Genomic DNA, 12,853 nt, shown 5'->3' with positions numbered 1-12,853 from the left:
CGCTGAACCATCGCCCTCTTTTATAATACGAGCAAACATGTTATACTACACACAATTATGAAGAAGGAGGTGAGGTAGGTGAATCACGAGATGCTGAACAACCGTATTAGCCAGCTGCCGATTGCTATGGCTGGCATTGTTCATGCTTTTCCATACAACGGGAGAAGTCTGTCCAATTTTAATCATACGGTTGTAAACATCGCGAGAAGACGCCTACCTTAACTCGAACGGATTGCTGTATCTTCCGAAGAGTCGCGGGGTTGCTCCTGCGGCTCTTTTTGTGTTACCCAGGTAAGGGTCTTCCTAAATAAAGGAGAGCCTGAACATGTATATAGTAAACGGTCAACAATTGAAAAAATACCACGCTGCCAATCTGATTTTGGATGGTGCATCGTTTGATATCCATACAGGAGAAAAGGTGGGACTCATCGGCCGCAACGGAAGCGGTAAAACCACCCTATTACGCCTAATCGCACGTTTGTCCCGCCCGGATGAAGGGCAGCTCGTCATCGCCAAGGATACGAAAATCGGCTATTTACCGCAAATTCCGGCGGAGTTTGAGAGTTTTACTGTGTACGAAACGCTGGCTTACGCCTATCGTGAGCTGAAGGATTGCCGCAATCAGATGAGCACACTGGAACGGGAAATGTCAGATCCGGTTGTGGCAGCAGACGTAGGCCTTCTGGAGAAGCTGCTGCAATCGTATGCTGCCTTGCAGGAACGGTTTGAGCGCAACGGCGGCTATGAAATGGATGCAAATATTGATCAGGTAGCGGATGGTCTGCGTATTCCCAAAGGAATGTATACGCGCAGCTTCGGGTCGCTGTCGGGTGGAGAGAAAACAAAAATAGCGCTGGCATCACAGCTCATTGGACGACCGGATTTGCTGCTGCTGGATGAGCCGACCAACCATCTGGATTTGAAGGGGCTGGAATGGCTGGAGCAATTTTTGCAGGGCTACACAGGTGCGTGTGTGGTTGTATCTCATGATCGTTATTTTCTGGATCGGATCGCCGTTAAAATGATTGAGCTTGAAGATGGCGAGGCGTTTACGTATTATACGAACTACAGCGGCTATGTTAAGGAAAAGGAAGAACGATTGCTACTGCAATTTGAAGATTATAAGGAACAGCAAAAGCGGATCAAAAAGATGAAAGAGGCCATTCGGCGTTTTGAAGAGTGGGGGCGCAATGGCGACAACGAAAAGTTTTTCAAAAAAGCAGCCTCCATTCGTAAGGCGTTGGAGCGTATGGAGCTGGTGAAGCGGCCTGTATTGGACCCGCAGGGGGCGGAATTTCACTTAAAGCTGGAGGATCGTTCCGGTCGCCGGGTGCTACAGTTTGAAGAAATCGTTAAAGCCTATGGAGAGCATCAAATATTAAACGGGGCAACGGGCAGCCTGGAATTCGGTGAAAAGGTGGCCTTGCTGGGCGATAACGGTTCAGGCAAAACGACGCTGCTCAAGCTGCTGCTTGGTCAGGAAAGCGCGGATGCAGGCTCGGTCCAGTGGGGTGCGCGCGTGGAGTATGGATATTTGGCGCAGCAAGAGAGAGAGCGGAATAGCCGAGCGACTGTGCTTGCTTACTTCAAGGAGGAAGCAGGGGTGGAAGAAGGCGAGGCGCGCGGGTTGCTAGCGAAGTATTTGTTTTACGGTGCCGATGTGTTTAAGCCCGTGAGCATGCTGTCCGGTGGCGAATGGTCCCGCTTGCGGCTGGCGTTGCTGGTCATGAAAAAGCCAAATTTGTTGGTGCTGGATGAGCCGACGAACCATCTGGACATTGACTCACGCGAGGCGCTGGAGGAAGCGTTAGACACCTACACGGGAACGGTACTGGCGATTTCACATGACCGCTATTTTGTGAATAAGCTAGCAGGACGCGTGTGGGAGCTGGAGGCTGGAAAGCTGACCTTTTATCTGGGCAGCTTTGATGAGTACCGAGCGAAGAAGCGGGAGATGGAAAACGCTCGTCTACAGAGCGAGGGGGGTACCGGGACGCGCCCGACATCTGCAAGCAGAGCCGCATCCGGTGGCGGCTCAGGCTCGGGCACAGCTGCACATTCCAGTGCAGCGAGCAATGGCACGGGGCCGGCTGCGCATACGGGAGCGACTGCGGGAGCCGATGCGAGCCGTGCACGCTCAAATCGCTTGGGCTCGCCCGCTGCCGGGTCTGGGGCCCGCGAAGCGAAGGCCGCGAAGCCATCACGCACGCCCGCTGCATCCAGCGAGCGGTTGGAGCGGGCCATCGCCGCCAAAGAAGCAGAATTGGCGACAGCGGATGCCGAGCTGGAGCTGCTCGGCACAAGCGGCGATACGATCCACATGGCGGAGCTGTGGGACGCACGTGAGCGGCTGCAAGCCGAGCTGGACGCGTTGCTCGGCGAGTGGGTTGAGCTGGAGTAGGTGACAGGCTAGTAGTTACTGGATAGAAAACAGTTTATTTTATATAGAGGGTAGCCCTGAGGTAGAACGTTTACTGAAGGGCTACCTTTTTTGCAGTGAAAAGACAAAGATATCATCACAAAAATTAATGACCATTAATTAAGATAAATGGTATTCATATATTATTGTTATTATATTTTACATATAAAGAAAGTTGTTTGCATTTCGCAACATATGATACTTTTTAAATTGAATAAATAATATGATTCATTGTTAAATGAAGTTTGTGTTATCCATCATGATCTTACATATCAAATGCACGCGTTGGAACTATGTTGTGATTTGTTATGGATGGAGGGAATAGTATGTCGGACTCCTTACTGGAGGTCAGTCAGGTAACGAAAAAAATGGGAAAAAGGCACTTGTTAGACCGTGTTTCTTTTAAGCTTCAGAAAGGGAAGATATATGGATTCATCGGACCTAATGGAGCTGGTAAAACTACAATGATGCGAATCATGACCGGATTAATGCAGCCAACCAGCGGTTCTGTAAAGATAGCCTCATATGATGTACAGACGGATCGGGAAAAGGCGCTGTCCAAGGTGGGGGCTATTATTGAATCTCCGGTTTTTTTTGATTATATGACAGGCAGGCAGGTTTTGCGCAATTTGTCACGGTTACACTTTGAGATTGCGTCCTCAGATCGGGAGACACATATTGAAGAGTTGCTTACAAAGGTGAGGCTGGAAACACGGGGAGATGACAAGGTGAAAACCTATTCGCTGGGAATGAAGCAAAGGCTAGGTATTGCGCAGTCCATGCTGGGGACTCCTGAGCTTTTATTGCTGGATGAACCGTCCAATGGGCTGGATCCTATGGGAATGCAGGAGCTGAAAGATATTGTGCTTCAGCTACGTGATTCAGCGAATTATGCCTTTTTTATCTCCAGTCATTTGTTGGATGAACTGCAACAGATGTGTGATGAACTCGTTGTTATCAAAGAGGGCAGGCTAGTTTGGCAGGGACCTACTGATCAATTAGTAGAGGACGGCCAACGGCTAGAGGATGCTTTTATGGGATTGATGGGACTATGAAATCATTAATATACAGCGAGTTCGAGCGATTGTGGAGACGGAAGTGGTTCTGGCTCATGGTATTATGTACACCGATTCTAGCCTGTTCGACAGGAGTATATTTTTTGCGCACGATGAAGGTTCCTGTAGAGGTATTATCCTTAAACTTTGTCGTTACTGGTCTGCGTGAGAATTTGTTTTTAGTATGCAACATAGCTGTGGCTGCTTTAGCTGCTGCTGTATACACAGAGGAATTTCGAAGCGGGCAACTGCGGTTGTTATTTATGCGCCGATTTACCCGCGGGCAGATTTTCTGGAGTAAACTGCTGGTTTTAAATGCTACTATTTTGTTTCTTCTCATTGTATTTGCAGTATCATCGCAGGTGATCGTTGAAGTATGGACTCTTTCCTATGATGTAAGTGATGCGGGGTTGTCCGGATCTCAAGGACTGCAGATGCTTAAATACTATGGTTGGGCGCTTGCCTCATTATTAGCAATAAGCTCCTTTTATTGTTTTATCGCTATGTATAGCAAAAGTGTAACGTATGCTATCGGTGTTTGTATGGTTTACAATCTGGGCTCTTTGTTGTTTGATTCATTGTATTTAAAATTGGTCTCTTTTGTTTCTCATATCCCATACCTATACAATGTGATCGCATTTATGATTATTCCATATATGCAGCATACAGGATTAGATAGATCCTTAATCGGGAATTCGTCTGTGGATAGGGCGATTATCACCGTGGTTAGTCTATATCTTATCTTTTTTACTTGGGGTGCATACCGCCGTTTTGTGACTGATGATTATCTGTATTAGGGGCATCCGTAGCCTGAACATCATAAAAGTAAAAGAAAGATCCAATCGACCGCTTGAGGGTCAGTTGGATCTTTTATCGTTTCTTTTCCATAAGGGACGGGTATTAATTGTCTAGTCCCGCATAGATTGACATAGGGGAAAAGGAGGTATGAGCATGTGGAGTTGGGTCAAAAAGCTGTCTACACTGGCGGCGATCCTTTTGTTGGCTGTTTTTGTAAGCGCATGCAACAAGGGCGATGCTTCAGGTAAGGTGAAAATTGAATTTTTTCAAAACAAGCCGGAGGCCAAGGGTTCATTCGATAAGCTAATCTCTCAATTCAATCAGGAACATCCCGGTATTGAAGTGACACAGGTCAACCCGCCGGAGGCAGAGACCGTGTTATTGACCCGGGTTGTCAAAAACGATGTACCTGACATTGTGGGGCTTGGGGCCACAGATACCTACTCCATTTTGGCACAAAGCGGTATTTTTACGGATCTGGCGAATACAGAATTGCCACGTACGATTGACCCGATTTACCTCAAAATGCTTAAGGATGTGACCGGGGTCGATCCCGTGTATGGAATTCCTTATGCTGCGAATGCGAATGGTGTGATGTATAACAAAACGCTTTTTAAGGAAATGGGATTACAGGTGCCTAAAACGTGGGATGAGCTGATTGCAACGGCGCAAAAGATCAAGGCTGCTGGGAAAATCCCGTTCTATTTTACATATAAAGATGATTGGCAAACGAACCTCCCCTTTAATGCGCTGGGCCCGAATCTGGTGGGCATTGATTTTTTCCTGCAACGGCGTGAAAATCAGGTCACCTTTCAGGACAAGTACCGCGAGGTTGCTGAAAAGCAGCTGGAGCTATTGAAATACGGACATGGTGATAATTTTGGCAAAAACTATGCCGACGGTAATCGTGCCTTCGCTAACGGGCAGGGATTGATGTACATTCAGGGCTCGTGGGCCATATCTGAAATTCGCAAAGCCAACCCGAAAGTGGAGCTTGGTTTTTTCCCATTACCGACAGGGAATGACGAAAAGGCGGTCAAACTGGTGTCCGGTATAGATACGCTCTTGGCCGTATCGGAGAGCACTCCGCATAAAAAGGAAGCCGAGGAGTTCATTGCCTTCTTGTTGAAGCCGGAGAACAGCAAGCAATACATTACAGAGCAAACGCTGTTTTCGGCGGTGAAGGGAGTTACGCAGGATGATCCGAGTGTGGCGGAGCTGTTGCCTTATTTTAAATCGGGCCGCGTCATTGATTTTGCCGATCACTATATTCCCAAAGCGGTCCAATTGAATTCTATTGTGCAGGCCTTCCTGCAAAACAGAGACATCGACGCTTATCTGGCCAAGCTAGACAGTGAGTGGAATAAGGTAGCTAACCGCCGATAGGAGAGGAGGAGGAGACATGAATAAGCGACTGACGACTTTTTACTGGATGACGGTGCCGGCGGTGCTATTGTTTTTTGTATTTTTGACCTTGCCTGCCTTGCAGGGCTTTTATTATTCGCTAACGAACTGGAACGGCTTTGGTCATCAGTATCACTTTGTTGGGTTTAAGAACTATATTAATTTGTTTCAGGACGACAATGTGGGGAACGCTTACTGGTTTACTTTTAAATTTGCGATTGTGGTTACCATTGCGACTAATATCCTTAGTTTGCTGATTGCGCTAGGGCTGAATGCTAAAATACGGTTTCGTAACTTTTTCCGCGGTATTTATTTTCTGCCTAATATTTTGAGCGTGCTAATCGTGGGTTACATATTCAACTACTTGTTCTCGAACGTGTTTACGATTTGGGGGCAAAATTTAGGTATTACCTCATTGTCGACGAACATTTTGGGCAGCGAACAACTGGCTTGGGTGGGGGTTGTCATCGTAGCTGTATGGCAGGGGATTGCCTTTAATACGATTCTCTATCTGGCCGGGCTGCAAACCATTCCGACAAGTCTGTATGAGGCGTCCAATTTGGACGGTGCGGGTAAATGGCGCGAATTCTGGAGCATTACCTTTCCGTTAATTGCTCCATTTTTTACGATCAATATGGTATTGGCGATGAAAAATTCCCTGATGGTGTTCGATCAGATCGTGGCTTTGACGAATGGCGGGCCGGGACGGGCCACCCAGTCGATTTCCCACCTGATATACACCGGAGGCTTTAGAGGCGGAGAATTTGCTTATCAGTCGGCTAACTCTGTTATTTACTTTATTGTGATCGCGATCATTTCCATCTTACAGCTGCGATTCCTCCAGAGAAGGGAGATGGATAACTGATGAAAACAAGCAGACGTACCAACTGGCCTGTGCTGCTTCTGGTAGCGTTGGGAACAATATTTATTCTGTTTCCCCTCTATATGACGGTGACGATAGCCCTTAAAAATCCCGAGCAGATGGCGCATTCCGCCTTTGCCTTTCCGACCGAGCTGCATTGGGAAAATTTTAGTCGTGCAGTGGAAATGACCAACTTCTTCAGCGCTTTTCAGAACAGTGTGATGGTCACGACATCGACGGTCATACTCACTTTGCTAACCAATTCGATGGTCGCTTATGCGATTGCCCGTAATATGCAGCGACGCTTTTTTAAGGGATTATATTTTTACTTTGTGAGCGCCATGTTTATACCGTTCCCGATCATCATGCTGCCGATTGTAAAACTGGCCTCGGGCCTTCATATGACTAATCTGTTGGGTCTTATTATGCTGCATACGGTGTATGGTTTGGCGTTTAATGTCTTCGTGTATGTCGGTTATATTCGCTCCATTCCGGTGGCATTGGAAGAGGCAGCCACGGTAGATGGTGCGACGACATGGGGTACTTTTTGGCGCATTATATTCCTGCTGATGGCGCCGATTAGTGCTACGGTGGGAATTCTCACTTGTCTGTCCACATATAACGACTTCCTGCTGCCGCTCATTATTATCAGCGATGCAGAGCAGTATACACTGCCGCTCGTTCAGTATGTGTTCCAGGGGCAGTTCAATACCGACTTTAATCTGGCTTTTGCTTCGTACCTGATGGCCTTGCTGCCGATGATTATTGTCTATCTGATTGCACAAAAATGGATTATCAATGGCGTTACGCAAGGTTCTGTGAAGTAGGGCGTGAGTCAATCGTCTCAGGCAGACTGTGCCTTACTAGGAAAATAAAAAGGGGTCCCCTATACCACGGTTCACACAGGTATAGAGGACCCTCTTTTTATAACATTGCTATTTAGATGCTTTGCTGTTGCTTGTCAGAGGCCGCAAGGGTATGGTTGTCTCTGCTTCTGGGTCGTCCGTTGTATAGTAGAACATATAAATAGAAGCTTCCTTCCCTTTGAAGTTCTTGTAGACATCCACGGCCTTGTTATTGCCGTCTCCGGCGAAATTGGCTGTGATTGGCTTGCCGATAATCCGTTCTTTACCCAGGCCAATATGCGTCTGGTTGATCCCTCCAAAGTGAGCATCCTCGCTTTCGGTTTCTACGAATAAGTCCGATCCCTGTTTGTAGTAGGTCCACTTCACAGGATAGCCACCGATTTGCGTCGTTAGCGTCTGCTTTTGCTCAGAAATATCAGTTAAACGCTGTGGCGTTTTGTCATCCGAATGGGTCGTAACCTTGTATTTGCCTGTAAAAGTAACAGGAGTGTCCTTGGTAATCACAAGACTGGACGGTCGTTCAAAACGGATCGTGTTCAGATCGTGTTCCTGATCAGGTGAAGACCAACGACTACCCTCCAGCGTTGTGCCGTTCACAGAAAGAAAGTATTTTTGATAAGGTAACATGGCGAATTTTTTTTCGCTTCTGATCGTGACACGGATTTGTGTAGGTGTGACAATCATTTGTTCTAGCGTAAAATTCGGATTGCCGTTCTCCAATGGGGTGTTCAGCACGCTTTTAATCGTTCCGCTTTCCATTTTCTTCTTGCTTAGCTGCAGATCAAGGTTTATGGGTTCATTTATACTTTTCTCAGTTTGCGCATATTGCAGTTTGAAAGTAGTCTGTCCTTCCGGTATATCTGCTTTAGTAAAATACTGCTGGGCTGTGTATTCCCCATTCTCTCCGGGTGTACCAAAAGCTCCTCCAGGCTGAGGCCGCACAGGTTCTCCACCTTTGTAGGCAATGATTTGTGGATTGTCCCATTCCTTCGGCTTGGACGAATCGAAGGTAATTGCCGAGGACAGCATTAGCTTATCCTTCCCTTGTTCGAATACCTGTACCTTCAAATCTTGTAAGCCGTTACGATCCAGCTTGAACGTCTGCATCTGAGGCGATTTGATATCGAGTGGCAAATCCAGTTCCTGAACGCTGGTGAGCTCAATATGATCTACGGTCAGTCGCACGTTCTCTGTTTCTTGCTGCGGTGTCCAATCGCTTTCAAAGTAGCCGTTATAACGTTGGTTTTTCTCGTCCCATTGTTGAAAGCTATGCTCGCCCGCACTGCTTTTCCCCGCAGCACTTTTAAGTGATACGCCTTTGACATTCCAAAACTCGTTGTCTGCGCGTTTTCCGACCTCCAAGCTGTACAGAATCACGGTCCGGTTCTCATCGACAATAGCGGTATGCAGCGTCAGCTTCACTCCGTCTCTGGTTACGGATTGCTCCAGCGGCTGTCCAAGGTCTTGATTTAGTGCCGTCTGAATGCCGCTTCTTCCGTGCAGCAGATCGCCCCAATTATAATGGATGGCGGCATAGACGGGAACGGCAACGAGAAGTGCACTCAGAGAGGCGGCGATAGCTATTTTGCGCCAATTTCTGTGTCGGTGCGGAGTGAATGAATCGGAAGTGTCGGTTAGCGTAGGGGCAGTATGCCCTGTCTGTTCCATCCGGTTCCACATCTCATCGAAGTCAGGATAGGCCATCTCCGAATCATCATTTAACTTGCGCTTCAATGCCTTTTCTATGTTGTTCATAGTTCTCTCCTTCCATCTCGGGAATTTGTACCCCTGCATCCCGCAGTATTTGCTCCAATAACTTTAGTCCTTTGTGAGTCCTCGATTTGACGGTTCCCAGCGGAATTTCCAGCAGTTTTGATATTTCCGCCAGCGGGAAATCATGCATATAGCGGAGTGTCAGAACAGCGCGGATTTTGGCTGGAAGACGATTCATATAAACGGCCCATTCCTCTGCCGATTCGCGTTCTTCCACCAGCCTGTCTACAGGCTTACCTTCCGCCCTGCTAAATAGATAGGGATTAGCCGATACCTTCAAATGCAGGCTTTTCTGGCGTTTAAGGAAATTCAGACAATGATTGACCGTAATTTTCATAATCCAGGCTTTTAGTTGTTCGATCTGTTCACGATTGCTGCGAAACAGGATGATAAACACTTCCTGTGTTAAATCCTCTGCATCCGATGCATTATGTACCATGTAGTAGCAGGTTCGGTATACATCTTGTTGATACAAATCAAACAACTCTCGATTACTCTCCAATGAATGTGCTCTCCTTTCTCGTGCAGTTTATCTATATAACAACTGAGGTCCGCAAAAGGTTCATTTGGTTGCGAAAAGTAAACCGTCTGCTTCAAATGTACCATGATGTATCTATGTTGTTTGCTCATCTATGGATAAGGAAGTAGCAATAAACGAAAAGAAGCCTGTAAATCTCAAAAAATGCAGATTTACAGGCTTCTTACATTTTCCGAAGCTAGAGCTTACGGAATGAACATTCCTTCACGCGAAACTGCGTTTACGGATTAGCTTGCGGACATACTTCTGCTTAGTCAACCAGTCGTACTAGCGTTCTTCCTTGCGAGCGGGCTGCAAGGATGTCTTCGAGCGCGCTTGGCAGGTCAGCCAATCCGACTTCGCGCTCAACGAGCTGCTCCAGCCGCTCCGGCTTCCATTCGCTGCCGAGTCGCTTCCAGATCGCTAGGCGGGTGTCGTATGGGCAGAAGACAGAGTCTATGCCCAGCAGACTTACGCCCCGCAAAATAAACGGCAGCACCGTCGTAGGCAGCTTGGTGCCTGCCGTCAGGCCGCTCACGGCTACAGAGCCATTGTAGGCGATTTGGCTGAGCAGCGAAGCGAGCGGCTTTCCGCCTACAGGATCAACAGCCGCTTGCCAAAGCTGCTTGCTCAGCGGGCGGATGCTCTCCGCACCGTCGTAGACCTCCTCGCGGGAAATGACCTCGGCTGCTCCGAGCGCCTTGAGGTAATCGTGAGCATCAGCCTTGCCACTGCTGGCTACGACATGATAGCCTCTCTTGTTCAGCAGGGCAATGGCTGCCCCGCCTACGCCGCCCGTCGCTCCGGTGACGAGTACCTTGCCCTGCTCCGGAGTAACGCCGTTTTGCTCCAGCCGATATAACGACAGGGCTGCGGTGAATCCAGCTGTCCCGAATATCATCGCCTCTCTCGGCGTGAGTCCGTCTGGAAGTGGAACCACCCAGTCCGCAGGCACACGTGCATATTGGCTGAATCCCCCGAATTGAGACACACCCAGCCCGTATCCGGTAACGAGCACCGCTTGTCCTTCGCTAAAGCGGCTGTCCTCCGAAGAGACGACGGTCCCCGAGCAATCTATGCCTGGTACGAACGGATAGGCTTTGACAATATTGCCATCCTTGCGGGCAGCAAGCCCATCTTTATAATTGATGCTGGAATAAGCGACACGAATCAATACTTCTCCAGCAGGTAAACTGCTAGCTTCCAGAGAACGTACCTCTGCTTGAACTTCACCGTCCTGCGTCTGATCGACGACAAGAGCTTGAAATGATTGAGTCATCTGTAAAAGCCTCCTTTATTACCTTTTAACCCTATGAATGTCCTATATATTCCATCTTTAATTCACAAATTATGCTTAGGAAGCATACAACAATCTTCACAACCTGTCAGCGGCAATGCTCACAGGCTCGTATTCTATTATACTCTTTAGCTCATAATTACGTCGAAAAGACCAGATTCCTGGTATATTCTTTCAATATTCTGTTTCAATAAAGTTCGATAATCAATTATAAAGAGGGTGATAAATGAATTCTTACGCATTTTGCAAATCATTTTACGTAAACGGGATGTATTTTCAGAATGACTGTGCTAACATACCTTTTGATCGTTAAATAAATCTATGAAGAAAGGTGAATGAATGACAACCAGAGCACTAAAAAAAGGTTCGGTATTGTCCGAAGCTAAGGAACTGAATTTGTTCCGTTTAACATGGCCTATTTTCCTTGAATTGTTTCTGTTTATGCTAATGGGGAGCGTCGACACGTTCATGATCAGTTCTGTATCTGATAATGCAGTGTCGGGTGTGGGCGCGTCCAATCAAATTATTTCAATTGCCATCCTTGTACTGGAGGTTATCGGCAACGGCGCTGCTATCGTCGTAGCTCAATATATCGGTTCTAAGAAACTAGTCGAAGCGGCCCAGGTTACAGGTACGGCCATTACGTTGAATTTGATGGTAGGTCTTTTACTTAGCGTAATTTTTCTTGTATTTGGTACGCACATGTTGCAATGGCTGAATGTCCAGGGTGAGATTCTGGCTTACGCGGAGTCGTATATGAGCATCGTCGGGGGTGCCATTTTTCTTCAAGCATTGATTAATGCGCTGGCGGCGACCATTCGTACACATGGTTTTACCAAAGAAACGATGTATGTATCGGTTTTTATGAACGTGATCCACGTGGTCGGCAACTATGTTTTGATTTTTGGGCATTGGGGAATGCCTGCACTTGGAGTAGAGGGTGCTGCTATTTCTACAGTAGGTAGCCGCTTTATTTGTCTCTTGATCTTCTTCTGGCTGATGTACCGGGTCACTGAGGTTCGTGTCGAGTGGAAATATTACGTCCAACTGTCCAAAAAGTTCATCTCTAAAATATTGCGCATTGGTGTACCATCCGCGCTGGAGTCCATTATGTATCAGTCGTGTCAGCTCATCTTCACACTGTACGTGACTTATCTGGGCGCAGAAGCAATGGCGACACGTCAATATGCGAATAATATTTCAAGCTATATTTACTTGTTCAGTATGGCAGTCGGTATGGGTACGGCTATTGTGGTAGGAAGGCTCGTGGGAGCCAAACAGAAGGATACTGCCTATAAACGTGTACTGACCAGTGTGAAATGGGCGTTGCTCGTGACCGTGATTATTGATGCGGTGGTCATCTTTTTCCGTGTTCCCTTGCTTGGTTTGTTCACGGAAAACCCTGAAATTATTCGTTTGGGAGCACAGGTCATTTTACTTAGCATTCTGCTAGAAACTGGCCGGACAACGAATATCGTCATTATTAACTCGTTGCGTGCTGCTGGAGATGCGAAGTTCCCGGTCTTTATGGGTCTGATCTCCATGGTCTGCATGAGCTTGCCGCTTGGTTATCTGCTTGTGTTCAAGCTGGACATGGGGCTCGCTGGTGTGTGGCTGGCGATTGCTGCTGATGAATGGACTCGTGCTGTCATCATGTATGCCCGCTGGAAAAGCCGGTTATGGGAAAAGCATGCGCTGGTCGAGCACGATACACCAGATCAGTCTGCAACGCCCGTTCCTGCACACTGATCCGAGCAGTATTTATGGTTACGTGGAGGCAGTTCAAGAGAACATCTTGAACTGCCTCTTTTTGCTGCTGGAGAACCATACTTCTACACGGTGGCACGATAGGCAACTTTGAA

The 12,853-nt window shown here is 47.4% G+C and carries 11 protein-coding genes; 8 read left to right on the top strand and 3 right to left on the bottom strand.

The genetic code is table 11. The annotated features are described in order from the left end of the window. Positions 1–78 precede the first annotated feature (78 nt). From NSQ58_RS03385 to NSQ58_RS03355, 7 genes are all read left to right on the top strand, one after another. Positions 79–222 (top strand): RAxF-45 family protein, encoded by a 144-nt coding sequence (locus NSQ58_RS03385; RefSeq protein WP_016822706.1) that lies wholly within the window; start codon positions 79–81, stop codon positions 220–222. 103 nt (positions 223–325) lie between these two features. Continuing rightward, positions 326–2,401 (top strand): ribosomal protection-like ABC-F family protein, encoded by a 2,076-nt coding sequence (gene abc-f / locus NSQ58_RS03380; RefSeq protein ID WP_341056904.1) that lies wholly within the window; start codon positions 326–328, stop codon positions 2,399–2,401. A 344-nt stretch (positions 2,402–2,745) separates the two neighbouring features. Beyond that, the gene (locus NSQ58_RS03375; protein ID WP_023990878.1) at positions 2,746–3,474 is read left to right on the top strand and encodes an ABC transporter ATP-binding protein; all 729 of its coding nucleotides are present in this window, start codon (positions 2,746–2,748) and stop codon (positions 3,472–3,474) included. Then, positions 3,471–4,271, top strand: coding sequence for an ABC transporter permease (locus NSQ58_RS03370; protein WP_341056902.1), 801 nt, complete (start codon positions 3,471–3,473; stop codon positions 4,269–4,271). Before NSQ58_RS03375 ends, NSQ58_RS03370 begins: the two co-directional genes overlap by 4 nt. Positions 4,272–4,425: 154 nt before the next feature. Continuing rightward, positions 4,426–5,658, top strand: coding sequence for an ABC transporter substrate-binding protein (locus NSQ58_RS03365; protein ID WP_023990876.1), 1,233 nt, complete (start codon positions 4,426–4,428; stop codon positions 5,656–5,658). 16 nt (positions 5,659–5,674) lie between these two features. Beyond that, positions 5,675–6,541, top strand: coding sequence for a carbohydrate ABC transporter permease (locus NSQ58_RS03360; protein ID WP_053326352.1), 867 nt, complete (start codon positions 5,675–5,677; stop codon positions 6,539–6,541). Then, complete coding sequence (locus NSQ58_RS03355) at positions 6,541–7,365, top strand: carbohydrate ABC transporter permease (protein ID WP_341056901.1); 825 nt, start codon at positions 6,541–6,543, stop codon at positions 7,363–7,365. Before NSQ58_RS03360 ends, NSQ58_RS03355 begins: the two co-directional genes overlap by 1 nt. A 108-nt stretch (positions 7,366–7,473) precedes the next feature. Here NSQ58_RS03355 and NSQ58_RS03350 read toward each other — a convergent pair whose 3' ends face one another. The 3 genes from NSQ58_RS03350 to NSQ58_RS03340 all read right to left on the bottom strand — a co-directional run bounded on the left by NSQ58_RS03350 (position 7,474) and on the right by NSQ58_RS03340 (position 10,973). Further along, positions 7,474–9,159 carry a DUF4179 domain-containing protein gene (locus NSQ58_RS03350; protein WP_341056900.1) on the bottom strand — a complete coding sequence of 562 codons (1,686 nt, stop codon included), beginning with the start codon at positions 9,157–9,159 and terminating at the stop codon, positions 7,474–7,476. Next, a complete protein-coding gene (locus NSQ58_RS03345; protein WP_341056898.1) occupies positions 9,119–9,679 on the bottom strand; it encodes an RNA polymerase sigma factor in 561 nt (186 codons plus the stop codon). The genes NSQ58_RS03350 and NSQ58_RS03345 overlap by 41 nt, the downstream gene beginning before the upstream one ends. A 286-nt stretch (positions 9,680–9,965) precedes the next feature. Next, positions 9,966–10,973 (bottom strand): acrylyl-CoA reductase family protein, encoded by a 1,008-nt coding sequence (locus tag NSQ58_RS03340; protein WP_341056897.1) that lies wholly within the window; start codon positions 10,971–10,973, stop codon positions 9,966–9,968. Between the two features lie 357 nt (positions 10,974–11,330). Between NSQ58_RS03340 and NSQ58_RS03335 the strand changes: the two genes are divergently transcribed. Beyond that, entirely contained in the window at positions 11,331–12,740 is a 1,410-nt protein-coding gene (locus NSQ58_RS03335; RefSeq protein ID WP_053326348.1) for an MATE family efflux transporter, read from the top strand. The last annotated feature ends 113 nt before the right edge of the window (positions 12,741–12,853 follow it).

Origin of the sequence: Paenibacillus sp. FSL M7-0134, assembly GCF_038007865.1 — a bacterium.
Classification (GTDB): Bacteria; Bacillota; Bacilli; order Paenibacillales; family Paenibacillaceae; genus Paenibacillus; species Paenibacillus polymyxa_B.
This window is presented reverse-complemented; position numbering and strand designations above follow the sequence as displayed.